Source organism: Rhodococcus sp. USK10 (genome assembly GCF_019378875.1).
In the GTDB taxonomy this organism is placed as follows: Bacteria; Actinomycetota; Actinomycetes; order Mycobacteriales; family Mycobacteriaceae; genus Rhodococcus_F; species Rhodococcus_F pseudokoreensis.
In genome coordinates this window covers 207,585-224,901 of the sequence record NZ_CP076047.1, presented here as the reverse complement: position 1 = coordinate 224,901, position 17,317 = coordinate 207,585, and the positions used below count along the sequence as shown (strand labels likewise).

Sequence of the window (17,317 nt, the reverse complement as noted above, 5' to 3'; positions counted from 1 at the left end):
AACACCACTTCCCGGCCGGAAACCCTTCGACGGACAAGGATTCGAGATGAGCAACCCCCGCGCCGCCCAGAACACCCAGACCACCACCACCGGCGCCGAGACCGCCTCGCCCAGCCCCAACCTGACCGGGGACCCGCGCGAGGCCACCTACACCACCGCCCCCACCGCGGGCGGCCAGCAGCCGACCACCGCCCCCACCGCGGGCGGCCAGCAGCCGACCGCCGCAGCCGACCCGGGCCCCGCCGGCACCGCAACCGCGCCGGACCTCACCACCACCACCACCGACCTCGGGGCCGCCGGCGACACCGACCCGACCGCCGGCGCCGGCGGGGAGTACTACTCGCCGCGGGACGTCGACGGCGACGGAGATGTCGACCTGATCCACACCCGCATCGAGGGCATCGACACCATCACCCACATCGACGAAGACGGCTCCATCACCCTCGTCGAACAGGACACCGACGGCAACGGCACCTACGAAACCGGCATCGCCCCCACCGCCACCGGGATCCGCCTCGCCGAGGACCTCGACGACGACGGAACCGTCGACCTCGCCACCCACCTCGACCCCGCCACCGGCGCACCGGTCCGCCAGGACGTCATCGAGGACGGCCGGATCACCGACACCCGGCTCGACACCACCGCCGACGGCAACCCGGACGTGCACCTGATCGACAGCAACGGCGACGGCCGCTTCGACACCGCCCTCCTCGACACCGACCTCGACGGCGTCACCAACGACACCCTGGTCGACACCAACGGTGACGGCACCTTCGACCTGCGCACCGCCGACACCGACAACGACGGCACCCAGGAATCCTTCGACACCGCCACCGACGGACACCTCGGATCGATCGAGCAGTTCGAAGCCCTCATCCCCGCCGAGGACCACTACCACGAGCAGGCCGGAACCTACCCGGCCGAGACGCCGGCCGACCCGAGCGCCACCGACCTGGCCTGACCCACACCCACCGGGCGCGGAGGGCGTCGGCGCCCACCCGCCTGCCGCCGGGGCGACTGGGTGCAGGACACCCGCCGCCCACGATTCATGTTGCGGCATTCATGTTGCGGCCGAACCACACCGGGAGAGCACCGAATGGACGACATCGCCGCGGATCTGGCTGCAGCAGCCTGGTCCGCCGCCCCACCCGACGACGACACCTACCTCGGCGACCCGGGCCCGATCGACGAGATCATCGACGCGATCTGCGCACCGGTCGACGACGACCCGTTCGCCGTCATCGCCGACGGGCCGGGACCGATGGATCTGTCCGCCATCGACCTGAGCGCACTCGACCCGGATCCCACCGAACCCCCGACGCTCTCCCCGCCGCAGGACGCGCCCGCACCGGCCGCCGAACAGTTCAGCATCACCCCAAACTCCCCGGTCGACGGCACCGGCGGGGACGGCGTGTACGGGGACCCGGTGGAATGGTCGGTGAACTGGTTCTTCCAACAGGTCGACGGCTACTGCGGGCCGTCGAGCGCCGCGCAGGTGATCGCCCAATACACCGGCGTCGTCATCGACGACCCCCAACAGTTGGTGGACCGGGCCCTTGAACTCGGACTCATGCAGGACGGCGACCCCGCGCAGGGCATGACCCTGCCGAACCTCGAGATCCTCCTCGAAGACCAAGGGGTGCCCTGCACCGTGCAGGACGGCACGATCGACGACCTGAAAACCACGCTCGAGGCCGGCCACGGGGTGATCGCCATGGTCGACTCCGGGGAGATCCGGAACCCGGACCAAGAAGCGGGGGAAGACGACACGGCCGACCACTTCCTTATCGTCGCCGGCATCGACGACACCCGCGGCGTGGTGATCCTCTCCGACCCCGGCGCCCCGGACGGCAACCAACTCGAGGTGCCCATCGACCAGTTCGAGGACGCCTGGGCGGACTCGGGCCACAAAATGCTGGTCGCCGACGCCCCGGATCCCGACCTGGCCGACCACCCGCACCCGGTGGCGGCGTCGGTGGCCGCACCCGATCGCCGGTGGGCGATGATCGACCTGTCGCGGTAGCCGCTACCAGCCGACCGCACCTGGGGCGTGCACACTGGAGAGGCCACACCGACCACGGTGACGGTGATCGGAACGATGCCGGCGATCGGTGGGAACCTTTCGCCGCACCGGTGCATCCAACCAGGGTGGGTGTCGGTGGCGGCGCCGACCTACGCGAGGAAACGAGGTGAGAGCAGCAGTGGACGACGACTCCGTCCTTGCCGCACTGGGGGTATCGGGTGCGCTGCCACCCGTGCCCGACGAGGTGTGGGCCCGCGCCCTCGAGGTCGCCCTCGACCCCACCACCGCACCCGTCGACGCCGACCTCGTCCCCGACATGGACGACGTCCCGGTCGTGCCCGAGGACGACGAGATCATCCTGCTCGACGACGGCGACGACGGCGAGGAGGCCGACGAGGACGACCTCGACACCGACGCTGACACCCTCCCCGGCCTGGACCTCGAACCCGACGAGGACGAGGACGAGGATCTACACCGACCCGCCGGGCAGGATCTCGACCTCGGCGACGACACCGTCGACCCGTCCGCCCTCGGCGTCGACGACGCGGCCGATCCCGGCATCGACCTCGGTGGGCACCACGACATCGACCCGCTCTGACCAACCGGCGCACCCCACCACCCCGGGCCCCCGGTCTGGGACCGCATTCCTGGCTCGGGCGGCTGTATGTGACGGCGGGTACGATTCTCTCGGCGCCCGGGGGCGGCAACGACAGTGATCACGGCACGGGGGGACCAGACATGGACGACGCGGACCTGATCGCCGCGTGCCGCGCCGGCGATCATCACGCCTTTACCGAACTCGTCGGCCGCTACCGCACCAACGCCTGGCACGTGTGCCTGCAGATCACCGGCAACACCCACGACGCCGAAGACGCCCTGCAGGACACCCTCACCGCCGCCTGGCAGAACCTCCCCAAGTTCCGCGGCGACGCCCGCTTCAACACCTGGCTGCACCGCATCGCCGCCAACGCCGCCCTCGCCGTCGTCCGACGCCGCAAGAACACCGACAGCCTCGACGACACCGACGGCGACTACGGCATCGTGCTCGAAGACCCCGCCCCCCGATTCGACGAGCAGATCACCACCGTCGACGCGGTCCGCCGCGCCCTGGCCCAACTCCCCGAAGACTTCCGCGTCGCCATCGTGCTCGCCGAATTCGCCTCCCTGCCCTACGCCGACATCGCCGAACACCAAGGCGTCACCGTCGCGACCGTGAAAACCCGGATCCACCGCGCCCGCAAACAACTGGCCACACTCCTCACCCCCGCGATCGACCCGTAAGCCGCCCGGGGGAGCCTGTCGTATGGGTCCGGATCGAATGCGCCCCCGCGGTCGTGTCCCCGGCGTGCGGGAGGATGGGCGGGTGAGCGATTCTCCACTGCTGCCCGACGACTACCGCGACTTCCTCGACCACCTCAAAACCCAGGTCCGCCAAGCCCGGATCCGCGCCACCCGGGTGGTCAACACCGAGTTGCTGCTGCTGTACTGGGACCTCGGCCGCGCCATCCTGGACCGCCAGGCCGCCGAGGGGTGGGGAAGCAAGGTCATCGACCGACTCGCCGCCGACCTGCGCACGGAGTTCCCCGAGATGCGCGGATTCTCCCGCAGCAACCTGCACTACATGCGGAAAATCGCCTCGGCATGGCCCCGGAGCGCATTCGTCCAACAAGCTGTTGGACAAATCCCGTGGGGACATGTGACCGTGCTCATCGACCGCCTCGACGACCAGGACTCCCGCGACTGGTACGCGGCCGCCGCGTTCGAGCGGGGCTGGTCCCGCAACGTCCTCACCCATCAGATCCGGAACCGACTCGACCAGCGGATCGGGGCCGCACCCTCGAACTTCACCGACCACCTGCCCACCGGTGACTCCGACCTGGCGCAGCAACTGGTCCGCGACCCGTACGTCTTCGACTTCCTGGACCTGACCGATAGGGTCGCCGAGCGTGAGCTCGAGGCGGCGCTGATGGCCCGGTTGGAACGGCTGCTGCTCGAACTCGGGCACGGCTTCGCGTTCGTCGGCCGGCAATACCACTTCGACGTCGACGGTGACGACTTCTACATCGACCTGCTGTTCTTCAACTGGATCCAGGCCCGCTTCGTCGTCGTCGAGCTGAAGGTCGGCCGGTTCGAACCCGAGTACGTCGGCAAGCTCGGCTTCTACGTCTCCTGGATCGACGACAACCTGCGCGACCACCACAAGCACGCACCGACCATCGGGATCCTGCTGTGCGCCGGACGAAACGACAACGTCGTCCGCTACTCCCTGGCCGGGACCACCGCACCGTTGGCGGTCGCCGACTACACCTACGACACCCTGCCCGCACCCGTTCGGGAACTCGTCCCCACCGACGATGAACTCGCCTCCGCAGTGGGGGAGACCCTCACTCACCTGGCGGAGACCCCGACCACGCCCGCCGACCCCGATCAGTGACCCCTGGCCTCGGTCAACCCCGCGCTGATCGAAATCAATTATCCCGCAGGATATCTGCGGCGCCCGATGACTGATCGGTGAGAAGTGTAACGGGTGTCATGCTCTGCCCATTGTCGCCGAACAGCCAGCGGCCAGCGGCGGCGTGCGGCGCCCGTGCGATCGATCAGACGCCCGCGCCGCGCCGACGGTCCCAACCCCTCGGCTACCGGGGCGCCACAATCTCGCCGCGACAGACCCACCCGGCTCACGATGACCGCGGCAGCGCACAACGCGGTCGATGCCGTGGGGTGCCGGATCGCCGTCCCCGGGAGTATTGGAACAATGGCCGGTGATGAGCGAGACGAACATGGGCCGCGTGCCGGTGGGGGATCCGATCCCGCTCCGGTTCGATCCGACCACGAAACAACGACTCGAGGAGTACGCCGCCGGCATCGGGCCCCGCCGTTTCGGGGCGTTGGTGCGGGTGGCCGCCCGGCGCCTTCTCGCCGACCCCGACCGGGTCCCGCAGGCTCTGACCGCGGCCCGGCGGGCGTCCGCCGAGGTCCGCCGCATCCCCTGGGCGGAACGACCTCTGAACCTCGACCCCGCCACCCGCACACGCCTGAACGAACTCGCCCGCGAGTTGCACACCGACCGCAGCACGATCGTCCGCGTCGCTGTGCACCGCTTCCTCACCGCGGCGGGACGATTCCGCCACCCGGTGCTCCGCGAAGACGCCCGCACCGACCTGACGACTCGCACCCGCGTGTACCTCAACCGCTCCACCCTCGACCGACTCGAGCGGCTCATCAGCCGCCACGGCGACGCCCCCACCGCCGCCGCGATCCGGGTCGCGGTGCGTCGACTCCTCGACGAACCGGGCGATCTCGCCGCCGACCTGACCACGATCGGCGCCGCCCGCGACCTGAAACCGGAGACCTTCGGCGCGCGCTCGAACGTGAACTTCGACGACGATTTGCGCGACCAACTCGACAACCTCGCCGAACGGCTCGACTCGAACCGCGCCGAACTCATGCGCCTGGCCGCCCGCCAACTCCTGGCGAACCCGCGGGACCTCGATCAGGCGGTGACCGAGGAGATCTACCGCGGGGACGCCAACCGGGCCACCCTCCTCGCCCGCGACACCCGCCGTCGGCAGGCCGCGGCCGCCGATCAACTCGCTCAGATGCCTCTTCGGGCGCCGAGTCCGCAGGGGAACCCGTTCGGGAAACGGCACGTTTTCATGCTCGACGAGGACACCAAACGCCGGCTGGAGGAGCTGGCGGACGAGTACGGTCCCCGCCGGGTCTCCGCGCTGCTTCGGGTGGGGATCCGCAGGCTCATCGGGTCCCCGTGCGCCGAGGCCGATCTCGCGCAGGCCCGCCGGGTGGCCGCCCAGGCGCGGACGCTGCCGCACGACCCGGTCACCCTGAGACTGGACTCCCGGGCGGCGGCCCGCTTCGGCGCCCTCGCCGCCCGCTACGAGGCGTCGCCGCGGGATTTGGTCGCGGTCGCGGTGCACCGCTTCCTCACCGCCCCCGGGCACTACAAGGCGGCGCTGATCGACGAGGCTGGCGCATCCCGGCTCGATGAGAGGATCACGGTGTCGCTCCGCCCCTCCGCCCTGCGCGACATCGAGCGGCTCGCCGACCGCCACGGCACCCGGTTGAGCGCGGCGTTGGTGCGTGTCGCGGTGCGCCGGCTCCTCGACGACCCCGGCGACCTCACGGGCGACCTGGAGACCGTTGCGCCGGTGCACGACCAGCGTCCCGCACCGCGGACGGCCCAGGTCGGCGTCGCCCTCGACGACGAACTCCTCGTCCACCTCGACGCCCTCGCCGCCCGGCTCGGCTCGGACCGTCAGGAACTGGTGTACCTCGCGGCCAAACGCATTCTCCGCTTCCATCACAACATCGAAAACCGGATGCTCGACGAGATGTTCCGCGCCCCGATCAGCCGGAAACACCTGCTGGCCAAACATGCCCGCCGCGAGAAAACTCGTCGGACAGACCGCGGCAGCGGCACCTGACCTGCGAGAATGGGCGGTGGGTCGGGCCCGCATCACCGGAGGATCCCATGTCTCGGTTTCTGCGCCTCGCCCTCGTCGCGTCCACGGCCGTCGTCCTGTCCCTGACCGCGGCGCCCGCACACGCCGCCCCAGCTCCGAGCGGGTGCGACATACAGTTCTTCGCGGTCGGTGCCATGTCGACCTGTGCACCCGGATCGGTGAACACCCACCAATTGGAACTGGTGTGCGTCCCGTTTACCAATCTGATTTATCCCGTCAACACCATCACCGTGTGGGGGCCGGAGGTCCCCACCTTCCTGCCTTCCATCGCACTGTGTCCGCCGCCCATCTACTTCGCGCTCGGCCCCCTGAGGGACACCCGGGTGCACACCCGATAGGACCAGCCCCCGGCTGCTCCCGCACGCCGTCCAACCGGCGAGTGACCTGCGTGAATGACACGTCCCCGGGGTTCTTTCGTCCCCCTGATCGGTTGCCCCCGCCAGTAGGGTTCTGCCTGCTGACGAGAAGATGTGAGAGATCGGGGAACTGTGGCGCGCAAAGTAGTTGTCGAACTGGTCACCGTTTCCGTCAACGGGGTGGACTACGAAATCGACTTGAAAGGTAAGCACGCCAACAAAATTCACAAGCAGACCGGACTCTTCATTGAACACGCCACCCGGGTCGGTGGCCGCACAACAACGCTTGGATCGTCCCGTGGCACCGGATGCCCGGTTCGTCGGCGCGGGAACGCCAAGGAGATTCGCGCCTGGGCGACCGAGCAAGGGTACGAAACTTCTCGCGCGGAGAGGTTTCGGCAGAGGTGGGACGGGGGAGTATCAGGACGCGAACTGACGCTACTGCGGCACGCATTGTCCAACTGGTGGATCTGAGCTGACTGGGGACGTCTCAGCTCCGCAGCCCGAGCCTGGGATCGCATTGCTATCTAAGCTAGCGTTGCTCGCAACGTTAGGTGAGCATCTGGGAGGCGGACACTCGTAGCCTTCAGTGGTGTGCGAAGAGCGCTTCGATGAGCGCGGCCGCTGATGCGGTCTTCGCCGCGGTTTTCGCTGTCGCGTCGGCGGTCGCGGTGTGGCCGGCGAGGTGCACGGTGGCGGTGAAGCGGGGTGCGTGCGCGGGTCCGTCGGTGCGAATCTCCCACTCGGGTGGGGCCTGATGGTTGTTCTGGGCCAGGCTCATCAGCCAGGCGGTGGGGTTGGACAGGGCCTTGGATTTCTTCGCCCCGTCCAGATTCAGCGCGGCCTGGCCGGTCGTACGTTGCGGCGTCGAGGCGGCGAGGCCGGGATGATCCGGCGCCGGTGGGGGAGTCGTCGGCTCCGAAGGTTGTGGCGTGGTGGGCCATTCGGGTTCGGTGTCGGGGTGGTCGGTGCCGGTCAGCTGCGCCCGCAGTGCCGCCCACAGGGCTGCCTGTTCGGCGGGCTTCTTCGCGGCGGCGGTGGTCCAGGGTCCGCGGATTCCGAGGTGGGTGGCGCGGGCGGCGAACAGTGGGTGGTGGGCGGCGCCGCTCTGCCGGGTCTCGACGTCGGTGGGGGATTGGTCGGGGTGGGTTTGCCGCCACACCGACACCACACTCGGGCCCATCTCCGGATGGGTGTCGGCGAGGGTGTCCAGGATTCGGAGTTGGATCGGAAGCCAGGTGGGGTCGGCGGCGTCGATCAGGACCGCGACGTCCGGGGCGGTGAGCAGGTCGGCGTCGACGCGGCGGGCGAGTTCGGCGGCGATCTCCTCGCGACGTGGTGCGGCGGCGGCGGTTTTGAGGACCTTGTGGAAGGTGCGACCGTCGAGGGCGGTGAGGTCGCGTGCCGCCTCTTGGGTCACGAGGCGGTGGTCGGCGTGTTTGAAGTGGTTCTTCTTCGCCTCCCGGGCTGCGCGGGTGCGCCGGTTCAGGTCGGCGCCGAGGGCAGCCAGTTGGTCCGGGGTGTAGGGGGTGGGGGAGTGGTCGAGGTGGGCGAGGATGATCCGCTGGTTGATCAGGTCGGCCACCCGGCGCAGCGGGGAGGTGACATGGGTGTAGGCGCTGAGACGGAGACCGTAGTGGCCGTGGACGGTCGGGTCGTAGGTCGCGGCCCGCAGCGTCGACAGCAGCCGCCCCCGGAGTTTCGCGAACAGGTCCGGGTCCCCGGCCGCGGCGGCGATCTCGGTCATCAGCTCGTCGGCGGGGCCGGCGACGGGGTTGGGCCGGTGGTTGCGGAACAGAATCGGCAACCCCTGCTCCACGCACCAGAGGGCGACCGCTTCGTTGGTGGCGATCATCAGTTCTTGGACGATGACGTAGGCGACGGTGCGCAGTTCGGCGGCGATCGGCACGATGGCGCCGTCCTCGTTGGCTGCCCAGCCGCGGGTGAGGTCGTAGAACGCCAGGGCTCCGCCGTCGCGGCGGGCGCCGAGCAGGGCCTGCGCGGCGGCATCCGCCGCAGCCAGCTGGGCATGGAGTGGATGGGCTGGGTCGGTCAGGGCGCCGGGCACCTGCGCGTGGTCGACGGCCACGCACCGGCCCGGCGGGATCTGTCCGCGGCCGACGGCGGTGCCGATCAGTCGGCCGTCGGGGGTGAGGGTGCCGGTGACCCGAAGGCTGGTCCGCGCGGCTTTGGTGGTCAGGGTGGCCGCCTGTTCGGCGGTCTCCCCGAGCATCGGGACGGTGCGGCCGGGCAGGTACCGGGTCTCGGCCCGCAGGAACGCCTGCTCGTCGGCGACCGACCCCAAGTCGATGACGTCGGCGACACCGGCGATATGAACTTCGACCGCCCAGCCGTGGCCGCCGGCGAGCGGGGTGACGGCGAAGGCGTCGTCGCGGTCCCGCGCGGACGCGGAGTCGATCATCAGCAGCGTCGACAGGTCGGTGGTGGTCGGTGATGCCATGGTCGCTTGCCCCCTTGATTCACTACAGGTCTTCGACGATAACCGGCTCCGGACCCTGCGGGTCGCCGACACACGACGCCCTGGCCAACCCCCAGGCAGGTGGCGTTTCTCGTGCGAGGTCCCCAGGGACTGGTGTGCGGTCCGCACTGCGGGAGTGTCGCTACCCCGGCCGACGAGGTGGACGGTCGTGGCGGTGATCCTCGCGGGGCAGCACGAGCGGTCCCGATGAGGACGCCGAGCCCCTTATTCGGCCGAACACGACGATTCCCGCAATCCAGGTCCCCGGTCTCGTGGGATGTCCTGCTCGACGTCGACGTCTCCCAGCCCACGGGCATGATCGCCTGAGGCCCCGTCCGCACACGGTCACACCGCCGGCCCACACGGGCCTGCGACCTCGTGGAGTGGCGCGGTGCGTCGGCACACAGCCGGGGCCGAAGAAGGGATGCGGTTCCCATCAAGGGGCGTTCCGGGTGCACTGGAACTACACCTACGGCGATGTACCCACCGAAGGCGACCAGTCGGTGGACGTGTATGCCACGGGTAGCTGGGATGACGTGCGGCGGGCGTATCGGCGGGGTGTGCTCGCCGACGACGAGTGGGACATCCCGGCGAGGGCACCCGCACCGCACGTCAGGCGCAGGCCGTATGGCACGGCGGTGAGCGTGGCCGGAGAACCACTGCGCGAAACAGTTTCTCGGCAATTGGTGCACCTGGGCCACCACGGGCAGCCGCTGCACCCGGACAGTGGCCGGAGTGCCCTCGACCTGTACGCGAATGATCGCCGTCGGGGCACCAAGAGCGGCAACGGCGAGACGGGATCGGGTTTCCTATGGGCGTCCGCCGGTAACTGGCCGCCAACGACCCGTTGCCGAGTGGTGGGGTCGCGGCGCGCAGCCACGCCCACGGTGGCCGGGGTGTGTGGACATCGCGCAGTGTCGGTGACGACCTCTACGTTTACGGTGCGCGATGGCAGGTGGTAGCGACGAAGGACGCGGACACTGTGTCCCCGGTCGCCGTGGACGGTTGCCACCGGTGTCGGATCAGTTGAGGACGGGAGATCGACATTCATTCACACAGCCAGGACTTTTATCTTGCGGAGATGACTCGTGCCACAGAGAAGGCTCGCACGCTGAACCGTGTGCCGTGGGCGTTCATTGCCGCCGCCGGTGCCTGTGCGGTGCTCTATCTCGTGTTTGACGCGTGGTGGTGGTTTCTGGCGATGGTCTTCGCGGCGGTGTCGGTTGTCGTGGCGATTTTTCAACTCTGGGTGGTGCGAAAGGGGTTGAAGGCGTCCCGCGCGTTTCGTGCCGTCGGTTCGACGGACCTGCAACACCTGGAGGGCTGACGTCGGCCTTGTCAGATGTGGTGAAGGAGATCGGGCAGGGGTGAGGTGATGGTGGCGTGTGCTATCCACCTCTGTCATTGGTCACGAAATTCCCCCGGTTGAGGGGTTTGTCCGTCACGTCATCGGATGTGGCGCAATTATCGTGATTGCTTTAACCCAAAGCCGCTTAGCTATCCGGCGTGTATGGCACGTTGGCGGAGTAGGTCGAAGTTGGCTCCCCCCGGGGGTGGCCAGCATCGGCACAATCAGTCGCATGGGCCGATTGTGCGCCTGTGTGCGCAGCTCCGACGGTCTTCGCCGAGAGTGCGGCCCGATTAATTCCCGCTCATGGCCTGCCCGGAACTTGTCAAGGGAGTTGAGTCCACCGGGTGTTAAGCGGCTGACGTTTCGGCCTCCGCAGAATCGTCGGCGGGGCGGTTGATCCAGACGGTGTCGGGCAGGTCGAGGATCTTCGGCGCTGTCGTAGTGCCGAAGCGGTACGGATGCCTGGCCCGTGCTGCCTCGAGTACCTGCCGACGTTCGGCGGCCTTCGCCGCCGCCAAACCGAAGTGGACGTCGGCGGCAGTGTGTAGCCCGATGCCGGTGTGGCGATGCTCGTGGTTGTACCACTCGGTGAACTGCATCATGAATTCCCTTGCTTCACGCAGCGATCCGAACCGTTCGGGGAACTCCGGTCCATACTTGAGGGTCTTGAACACCGCCTCCGAATACGGGTTGTCGTTCGAGACCCGCGGCCGCGAATGCGAGCGGGTGACCTCGAGATCCGACAGCAGTGACGCGACGGACTTGCTGGTCATCGACGTGCCACGGTCGGCGTGCACGACCTGCGGAATGCCGTGCACCGCGAAGATCTGCTCCATCAACTCCCGTGCCAGCACACCCGATTCGTGTGCGTGGACGTGCACACCGACGATGTACCGCGAGTAGATGTCGATCATCACGTAGGCGTCGTAGTAGCGGCCCTTGTCCGGCCCGGCGAGCTTCGTGATGTCCCACGAGTACACCTGCCGCGGGGCGGTCGCGACCAGCTCCGGGCAGGTCCTCGCCGGGTGCCGGGCGAGCCTGCGGCGTTCACTGACCTGTGCGTTCTCCCGCAGGACGCGGTACATCGTCGACACCGAACACAGGTAGACGCCCTCGTCGAGGAGTTGCGCGTACACCTCGAGCGGCGCCTGATCGACGAACCGGTCACTGTTGAGTGTGTCGAGGATGCGGCGGCGTTCGATCGGGGTGAGCTTGTTCGCCGGCGGATGCGTAGGTCGGACTGGAGCGGAAGGTGTCGGTGCGGCGGCCGCGGCGCGACGCCGGACCGCGGTCGACCGGACCACACCGGTCACTGCGCTTGCTGTTCTCGTCGACATCCCGACGTTGGTCAGTTCGGTCCATGCTGCGGTCAGCGCTTGGTTGGCTTGTCGTCCAAATCCGCTCTCTCGGAGAGCGATTCCAAGAGAGCATGCGCTTTTCCCATGATGTCCAGGGCGGCTTCGGTGGTGGCCAGTCGCTTGTTCGTGCGGTCGAGCTCCCGCTTGAGGCGAGCGATCTCGGCCTGCTCGGCGGTGAGTTTGCCGACCTTCGCGCCGGCGGGTTTGCCGTCGAGGACGCCGGCGTCGCGTTGCTTGCGCCACTCGGTGATGAGGGAGGAGTAGAGGCCCTCGCGGCGCAGGTAGGCGCCGCCTTCGTTCGTCTGGCAGGCCTGCTCGTAGGCGGCCAGGTGCGCGAGCTTGTCCGCCGGGGCGAATGAGCGTCGGCGTGGTCCGTCGGAACGTGGGTGGGAAGACTCCATGTGACCATTGTCCCCGGCTACGGCCAGGCTGGAAATTGTCATTGTCGGGTTGATCCGTATCTCGCCCTGCAGGCGGGGTTGCTGTGAACCGGTGGACTCAACTCAGCCTGACACGCAGGGGCCCGGCTGTCGGCCTCCAGGGGCATGACACCCTGTGACGTGACTTCACGCCCGTCGACCGCCTGGGAGGACCCGCACCGCCATGACCACCTGGACCCTCTGGATCGGCGCCCTGTTGGTCGTCGGTGGTTCGGCCGCCCAACTCACCCGTCGGGTAGTGGCGGCCCGGGCCCTCTGGGTGCTCGGCGTGCTCGCCTTCGTGGTCACGGCCGCCTCGGCGGCGTTCACGTCCGAGGTCCCGCTGCCGCTGCTGCTGATCCTCGTGGTCGCGATCGCGGCGACCGTCGCCTTGGTCTCCGTCACCCGGCAGCCGGCACGGTCGGTCACCCGGGAGCTGGCCAGGTCTGCGGCCGCGCGCCGGGAGGCACGGTGATCACCGCGGTCTGCGCCGTCGTTCTCGGTCTCCTGCTCGGGGGTTCCGACCTGGCGGACCGCTGGCGCACCCGCCGGTCGGAGCGGGCGCGGATCTCCGAGATCGCCGCCGGTCTCGACCGTTTCCAGTGGTGGGTGCTCGAGGACCTCGCCGACGCACGCCAGGCGTTCCTGAGCCGAGATCGCACAGCAGGGGACGAGCAGGTCCGTGCGTTCCTCGCGGCCCGTGATGCCGCCACCAAGGTGGGCATCCCCGACGAACTGGCGGTGTACCGGCTGGCGGATGAGATTATCCAGGACCGGGACCGGCACGCCCGCATGTAGCGAGGTCCGCGCAGACACCAGAACGGTCCCAGTCGAGTTCCACAGGCGCGGTGCACCGTTCTGTATCTGACGAGCGTGGGACCCGCTTGCGGGCGTCGTGCCGCGCGCCCCGCCGGGGTGGATCCGTCGGTGCGCCCGAGGGGGCCGCGTGGAATGACCAACGCACGAATGCGAACGAACGTGCAGGTGAACCGCTGCGTCGGAATCTTGGGCCGGCCGGGATGTTGGACATGCGACCGAGTGGCGCCGGGGCCGCACGCTCCGGTATACCTCTGCAAACAGGGTGACCGGTTTCCTCTCTCAACGCGGCGTGACCGGGACCCCGTGGCCACATGAGGGCCCCGACGCCCGTTGTCCCGGCCCGCGATCCATTCCCGGGCTCGGAGCAACGACGGGCTCGGGTGAACGGAAAGGGAATCGGCAGTGTCACCCGCAGGAACCGCACCGCTACCGGCGTACCAGACCCCGACCCCCGGGGGCGTGGGGTGGCAGGAGCGGGCCGCCTGCCGCGGACTCGACGTGTCGGTGTTCTTCTCCCCGGACACCGAACGCGGCCAGGCCCGGGCCCGGCGCGAAATGCGGGCCCAGCAGATCTGCCATAACTGCCCGGTGCTTGCCGCGTGCCGTGACCATGCCCTGGCGACGGGTGAGCCGTACGGAACCTGGGGCGGGATGACCGAAACCGAGCGCAGGCGGCATGCCCGCCGCCGCGGCGAACGCCGATCGCTGCCACCGCGGCGATCGGTATCCGACGATGCCGAACGCGAGTGGGCATCCGCCCGGTAGCGGACGCGGCACCGCGGCACCGCGGCACCGATCCTCGGATGCATCAGGGTCGCCGGCGGCGGCGGCCTCCCCGTGCCCTGCTGGAGGCACCCACCATCTGCGTAGGGTGTTGGCTCGGCTCCGGGCGCACATCACCGGAGGCGGTGGTGGTCGGCTTCCCCCGGCGGGATGGGGCGGCCTTGCCGTCGCACCGTCTGGTGCCGTGCGTCCTCGAGCCGCGCCGTAGCCGTCGTCGCCGATCATGTTCGGCGGGCCGGCACCACCGGGTGAGCGGTGGCGGTGGTCGTGGGCTGAGCAGCGCCTGGCCTGCGCGCAGAATACGGCGAGTTCCGCCGCGCACCACCCAGGCAGGGCGGTTCGGCACCCCCGTCTCGGTTCTCACCCGGGGTGAGGTCGGTGTTCGTCTACTGCGTGGGGTTGCTGCGACCACGCAGTCGGTCCCGGTAGTCGTGCAGCCGGACCACCGCCGTGTGCTCGGGGTCGACGAACAACAGACTCTCGTCCCGCAGGATCCGGGCGGCGACCCGATCGCACCGATAGGCGAACACTGCGATGTGTTCGGACGCGGTGACGTCCTCCATCAGCCGCAGGGGAAGGCGCGCGATGCGGTAGCCGAGTCTGATCGCGTTCAGCGGTAGCGACCTCATCGTCGTCATTGCACGATGCTAGGCCGGCGCGCACACCAGTGGACGAATCCACCCGCCGGTGGTTCGGCGGATCCCGCTGTCGGCCGCTGAGCTCGGCGGGGTTACCTGGTACTTCCAGTACTGTCATCAGATCCGGACCGACGAAGAACGCGAGGAGTGAATCTGTGGCACGCAAGGTCGTGGTGGAGCTGGTCGACGACATCGACGGCACCGTGTTCGGTGACGACGGCGAGAGCATCCACTATGCCGTCGACGGTGTCGAGTACGTGATCGACCTGAAGGACGAGCACGCCAAGGAACTTCGAGAGACGTTCGAGTACTACATCGCCCACTCCACCCGGGTCGGGGGCCGTAAACACCGCGCGGACCGGTCGGCTGCCCCTGCTGCGCGGCGGTCGTCGGACGAGACGAAGAAGATCCGGGCCTGGGCGCGCGGGCAGGGCTACGAACTGTCTTCCCGGGGCCGTATCCCCGCCGAGATCGAGCAGGCCTTCCGCGACGCCCACTGACCACGGGTGACCCGTCCTCGGGGTCGTTCACCGTCGGCGAACACACCGGCCCGTGGAGTGCCCGCGCAGGGTCCGCTGTGGAACAGGCCGATGTTGCGCGCGCATACCCCGGGTACCGCACCGGAACAGTCGCCGCGAGCGACCACGTGCTGCACGTCGTGAGCTCAAGCGGTGGTGACGATCCGAATCTCGGGATCGCCGTCACCGGTGCGGATCCGGTAGTGCGGACAGCCGACCACCTGGTGAGGCACTCGGATCGGCTGCCGGTCGGTGTCGAGGTAGAGCCGGTAGGCCAGTTGCCCGTCCCGGTGCTCGCCGGTGTCCGGGTCGACGGCGCCGAGGAAATACCCCTGCGCGGCGTCGATGCCGGCGAAGATCGCCCGCGCCCACTCGTTCGGCTCGGCTGTGGGGAGATGCCGCGGCAGGCCGGTGGCGGCGTCGACGCTGTGCACGAGCACGGTGACCACGAACCCCGAGACCGCCGGCGCCCACGGTGCGGCCGCCACCTCGAACACCGTCAGCGAGGTGTGGATTAGCAGTGCGATGTTGGTGCCGGTCCGGGCCGGGGTGGTGATGATATGCGGGTGCTCCGACGGCGCCAGTGTGGTCAATGACGGCAGCGCCTGGGGGTTGTTGGGGATGTCGTCGGAGGGAGCGGACACCGGCACAAGGCTTGGGGTTAACCCGTTCACGGCGCCCCGCGCGATCACCCGCACGGCGGCAACAGCCCGTGCTGGTGGACACGAATGCCTACGAGCTGTGTGTGTGCTGCGCTGCTTCTCAGGCCGGGTGGACGGCCGCGGCCGGGATCGGGGCCTGCCGCTGACTATCGCCGAGACCACCGATCCGTCGGCTCTCCGCGAGGGAGAGGTCCTCGGGCTGCTGTGCGGCCGTCACCCCGAACCCGACTGCAACCGACGACCGAATATCGAACGCATGTTCGAAGTACATGTTAGGCTTTCCCGTGCGGGGCGGGTGGAGGCCAAGCGCCCCGGGAAGCATCCGCCCCGCGCCAACTCGAGTGCCGAGGTGAGACAGATGGACAGTGTGATGCGCAAGGCCGACGAACTCGATCGTCTGGTGGGCGAGCTGGTGACTCTGGATGAGCAGCGCGTGGGTATCGGTACCAAGCTGGTCGATCTCGAGCACTATTTCCGCAAGGCCGGCTATCCCGAGTTGTCGCGGCGTGCACTGGATGCCTTCGTGACGCGGTACCTGGGACGCGTTCTCGAGCTCGCCGACGGGATGCGCGAATAAGTGTGAACCCGCCCGATGTCGGCCTGACCGCGGAACGGTAGCCGCACGCTCTCGTGTCGGTCGTGGTGTGTAGTCTGTGCGCAGTTCCGGGAATCCTCCCCCAATTCGATTCTCGGAACCCCCGCCCCGGCGTCACCCCCCGACGTCGGGGCATATCAATGCCCGGACATCTCACCGGACCGCCGACCGTCGACAGTCGCGGTCCTGCGGCCCGGCCACGGCTGTTCGCTGCGCCCGCCGAGCAGCTCCACCGTCACTGACAATCGCGGTCCTGCCATCCTCCGAGGATGGCAGGCGAGCGGTGGCGCAGCCATGCCACCAGCCCGGATGGGTCCGCAACGCCCAGTGCCAGCCGTGGCTCGTCCAGCTCGGCGCTCACCCCGCGACCCCGACATTGCAAAATATGCGTGCAACACTGCGCGTACTAGAGCGTGTGATCGTGCGTGCATCGACTAGTCTGAGTCCAGCGGCGGCCGGCACCACGCGCGGCGGCCACGGTGGGCGAAGGAGTGGGGTATGGCGCAGACCGGAAAGCGGGGCGGACACTCGTCGCGGACCAGCGACGGGGGCCGAACATCGAAGCCGCGCACCGATGCCCGAACCTCGACAGGTGGTCCCGTCGCCGCGGCGCCCACCGAGGGGTTGACGTCGAAGCTCGAGCCCCGCAGGGGTCCGGTGAAGGTGCAGCTGAACACGTGGGTGTTGGCGTCGACGGAGGCCCGGTTGAAGTGGCTGGTGAAGAACCGAGGGTTCACGGTCACCAGCGTCGTGGACGTGGCGCTGCAGGAGTTGCTCGACCGCTACGACGTCCCGGTGGCAGATCCTGATGGTCGGATCGGGGAGCGGTAGCGCG

20 protein-coding genes are annotated in these 17,317 nt (G+C 68.9%); 15 read left to right on the top strand and 5 right to left on the bottom strand.

Annotated elements, in window-relative coordinates:
• The first annotated feature begins 46 nt into the window (after nucleotides 1–46).
• From I1A62_RS01580 to I1A62_RS01545, 8 genes are all read left to right on the top strand, one after another.
• Nucleotides 47–961: a hypothetical protein gene (locus tag I1A62_RS01580; protein WP_219453666.1), complete on the top strand. Its 915-nt coding sequence runs from the start codon at nucleotides 47–49 to the stop codon at nucleotides 959–961.
• Between the two features lie 135 nt (nucleotides 962–1,096).
• Nucleotides 1,097–2,023, top strand: a complete 927-nt coding sequence (locus tag I1A62_RS01575) for a C39 family peptidase (protein ID WP_219453664.1) — start codon at nucleotides 1,097–1,099, stop codon at nucleotides 2,021–2,023.
• A 166-nt stretch (nucleotides 2,024–2,189) separates the two neighbouring features.
• Nucleotides 2,190–2,621, top strand: coding sequence for a hypothetical protein (locus I1A62_RS01570; RefSeq protein ID WP_257890341.1), 432 nt, complete (start codon nucleotides 2,190–2,192; stop codon nucleotides 2,619–2,621).
• A gap of 140 nt (nucleotides 2,622–2,761) precedes the next feature.
• Nucleotides 2,762–3,304, top strand: a complete 543-nt coding sequence (locus I1A62_RS01565) for an RNA polymerase sigma factor (protein ID WP_219453662.1) — start codon at nucleotides 2,762–2,764, stop codon at nucleotides 3,302–3,304.
• Between the two features lie 82 nt (nucleotides 3,305–3,386).
• The gene (locus tag I1A62_RS01560) at nucleotides 3,387–4,457 is read left to right on the top strand and encodes a YhcG family protein (RefSeq protein WP_219453660.1); all 1,071 of its coding nucleotides are present in this window, start codon (nucleotides 3,387–3,389) and stop codon (nucleotides 4,455–4,457) included.
• A gap of 331 nt (nucleotides 4,458–4,788) precedes the next feature.
• Nucleotides 4,789–6,465 (top strand): CopG family transcriptional regulator, encoded by a 1,677-nt coding sequence (locus I1A62_RS01555; RefSeq protein WP_219453658.1) that lies wholly within the window; start codon nucleotides 4,789–4,791, stop codon nucleotides 6,463–6,465.
• 47 nt (nucleotides 6,466–6,512) lie between these two features.
• The gene (locus tag I1A62_RS01550) at nucleotides 6,513–6,842 is read left to right on the top strand and encodes a hypothetical protein (protein ID WP_219453656.1); all 330 of its coding nucleotides are present in this window, start codon (nucleotides 6,513–6,515) and stop codon (nucleotides 6,840–6,842) included.
• A gap of 132 nt (nucleotides 6,843–6,974) precedes the next feature.
• Nucleotides 6,975–7,334: a histone-like nucleoid-structuring protein Lsr2 gene (locus I1A62_RS01545; protein WP_219453655.1), complete on the top strand. Its 360-nt coding sequence runs from the start codon at nucleotides 6,975–6,977 to the stop codon at nucleotides 7,332–7,334.
• A 112-nt stretch (nucleotides 7,335–7,446) separates the two neighbouring features.
• Here I1A62_RS01545 and I1A62_RS01540 read toward each other — a convergent pair whose 3' ends face one another.
• Nucleotides 7,447–9,321, bottom strand: coding sequence for an RNB domain-containing ribonuclease (locus I1A62_RS01540; RefSeq protein ID WP_219453653.1), 1,875 nt, complete (start codon nucleotides 9,319–9,321; stop codon nucleotides 7,447–7,449).
• Nucleotides 9,322–10,459: 1,138 nt separating this feature from the next.
• On the opposite strand from I1A62_RS01540, the gene I1A62_RS01535 reads away from it, so the two are divergent.
• Nucleotides 10,460–10,666 (top strand): hypothetical protein, encoded by a 207-nt coding sequence (locus tag I1A62_RS01535; RefSeq protein ID WP_219453651.1) that lies wholly within the window; start codon nucleotides 10,460–10,462, stop codon nucleotides 10,664–10,666.
• Nucleotides 10,667–11,037: 371 nt separating this feature from the next.
• On the opposite strand, the gene I1A62_RS01530 is transcribed toward I1A62_RS01535, so the two are convergent.
• Nucleotides 11,038–12,491 (bottom strand): IS3 family transposase gene (locus tag I1A62_RS01530; RefSeq protein WP_257890339.1). Its coding sequence is split into 2 segments (ribosomal slippage): nucleotides 11,038–12,119 and nucleotides 12,119–12,491, totalling 1,455 coding nucleotides; the frame shifts between segments, so codons are not numbered across the junction.
• A 160-nt stretch (nucleotides 12,492–12,651) separates the two neighbouring features.
• On the opposite strand from I1A62_RS01530, the gene I1A62_RS01525 reads away from it, so the two are divergent.
• The 3 genes from I1A62_RS01525 to I1A62_RS01515 all read left to right on the top strand — a co-directional run bounded on the left by I1A62_RS01525 (nucleotide 12,652) and on the right by I1A62_RS01515 (nucleotide 14,051).
• Nucleotides 12,652–12,942, top strand: coding sequence for a hypothetical protein (locus I1A62_RS01525; protein WP_219453649.1), 291 nt, complete (start codon nucleotides 12,652–12,654; stop codon nucleotides 12,940–12,942).
• On the top strand, nucleotides 12,939–13,265 hold the full coding sequence (locus I1A62_RS01520) for a hypothetical protein (RefSeq protein ID WP_219453647.1): 327 nt from the start codon (nucleotides 12,939–12,941) through the stop codon (nucleotides 13,263–13,265). Before I1A62_RS01525 ends, I1A62_RS01520 begins: the two co-directional genes overlap by 4 nt.
• Before the next feature lie 480 nt (nucleotides 13,266–13,745).
• Nucleotides 13,746–14,051, top strand: a complete 306-nt coding sequence (locus I1A62_RS01515; RefSeq protein WP_219455004.1) for a WhiB family transcriptional regulator — start codon at nucleotides 13,746–13,748, stop codon at nucleotides 14,049–14,051.
• A 404-nt stretch (nucleotides 14,052–14,455) separates the two neighbouring features.
• Here I1A62_RS01515 and I1A62_RS01510 read toward each other — a convergent pair whose 3' ends face one another.
• Nucleotides 14,456–14,707 (bottom strand): hypothetical protein, encoded by a 252-nt coding sequence (locus I1A62_RS01510; RefSeq protein ID WP_219453645.1) that lies wholly within the window; start codon nucleotides 14,705–14,707, stop codon nucleotides 14,456–14,458.
• A gap of 155 nt (nucleotides 14,708–14,862) precedes the next feature.
• On the opposite strand from I1A62_RS01510, the gene I1A62_RS01505 reads away from it, so the two are divergent.
• Nucleotides 14,863–15,207, top strand: a complete 345-nt coding sequence (locus I1A62_RS01505; RefSeq protein WP_219453644.1) for an Lsr2 family protein — start codon at nucleotides 14,863–14,865, stop codon at nucleotides 15,205–15,207.
• A gap of 164 nt (nucleotides 15,208–15,371) precedes the next feature.
• Here I1A62_RS01505 and I1A62_RS01500 read toward each other — a convergent pair whose 3' ends face one another.
• The gene (locus I1A62_RS01500) at nucleotides 15,372–15,869 is read right to left on the bottom strand and encodes an N-formylglutamate amidohydrolase (RefSeq protein ID WP_219453642.1); all 498 of its coding nucleotides are present in this window, start codon (nucleotides 15,867–15,869) and stop codon (nucleotides 15,372–15,374) included.
• A 118-nt stretch (nucleotides 15,870–15,987) separates the two neighbouring features.
• Complete coding sequence (locus I1A62_RS01495; RefSeq protein ID WP_219453640.1) at nucleotides 15,988–16,158, bottom strand: hypothetical protein; 171 nt, start codon at nucleotides 16,156–16,158, stop codon at nucleotides 15,988–15,990.
• An 87-nt stretch (nucleotides 16,159–16,245) separates the two neighbouring features.
• On the opposite strand from I1A62_RS01495, the gene I1A62_RS01490 reads away from it, so the two are divergent.
• Together I1A62_RS01490 and I1A62_RS45645 are read left to right on the top strand one after the other, a co-directional pair.
• Nucleotides 16,246–16,464: a hypothetical protein gene (locus I1A62_RS01490; protein WP_219453638.1), complete on the top strand. Its 219-nt coding sequence runs from the start codon at nucleotides 16,246–16,248 to the stop codon at nucleotides 16,462–16,464.
• 516 nt (nucleotides 16,465–16,980) lie between these two features.
• Nucleotides 16,981–17,313, top strand: a complete 333-nt coding sequence (locus I1A62_RS45645) for a hypothetical protein (protein WP_257890338.1) — start codon at nucleotides 16,981–16,983, stop codon at nucleotides 17,311–17,313.
• Nucleotides 17,314–17,317 lie beyond the last annotated feature (4 nt).

What these genes read in the sequence shown, in the direction of transcription:
- I1A62_RS01555 (WP_219453658.1), top strand. Translation starts at nt 4,789, where the DNA reads ATGAGCGAGACGAACATGGGCCGCGTGCCGGTGGGGGATCCGATCCCG.
- I1A62_RS01525 (WP_219453649.1), top strand. Translation starts at nt 12,652, where the DNA reads ATGACCACCTGGACCCTCTGGATCGGCGCCCTGTTGGTCGTCGGTGGT.
- I1A62_RS01510 (WP_219453645.1), bottom strand. Translation starts at nt 14,707, where the DNA reads ATGACGACGATGAGGTCGCTACCGCTGAACGCGATCAGACTCGGCTAC.
- I1A62_RS01575 (WP_219453664.1), top strand. Translation starts at nt 1,097, where the DNA reads ATGGACGACATCGCCGCGGATCTGGCTGCAGCAGCCTGGTCCGCCGCC.
- I1A62_RS01490 (WP_219453638.1), top strand. Translation starts at nt 16,246, where the DNA reads ATGGACAGTGTGATGCGCAAGGCCGACGAACTCGATCGTCTGGTGGGC.
- I1A62_RS01495 (WP_219453640.1), bottom strand. Translation starts at nt 16,158, where the DNA reads ATGTACTTCGAACATGCGTTCGATATTCGGTCGTCGGTTGCAGTCGGG.
- I1A62_RS01540 (WP_219453653.1), bottom strand. Translation starts at nt 9,321, where the DNA reads ATGGCATCACCGACCACCACCGACCTGTCGACGCTGCTGATGATCGAC.
- I1A62_RS01580 (WP_219453666.1), top strand. Translation starts at nt 47, where the DNA reads ATGAGCAACCCCCGCGCCGCCCAGAACACCCAGACCACCACCACCGGC.
- I1A62_RS45645 (WP_257890338.1), top strand. Translation starts at nt 16,981, where the DNA reads ATGGCGCAGACCGGAAAGCGGGGCGGACACTCGTCGCGGACCAGCGAC.
- I1A62_RS01565 (WP_219453662.1), top strand. Translation starts at nt 2,762, where the DNA reads ATGGACGACGCGGACCTGATCGCCGCGTGCCGCGCCGGCGATCATCAC.
- I1A62_RS01550 (WP_219453656.1), top strand. Translation starts at nt 6,513, where the DNA reads ATGTCTCGGTTTCTGCGCCTCGCCCTCGTCGCGTCCACGGCCGTCGTC.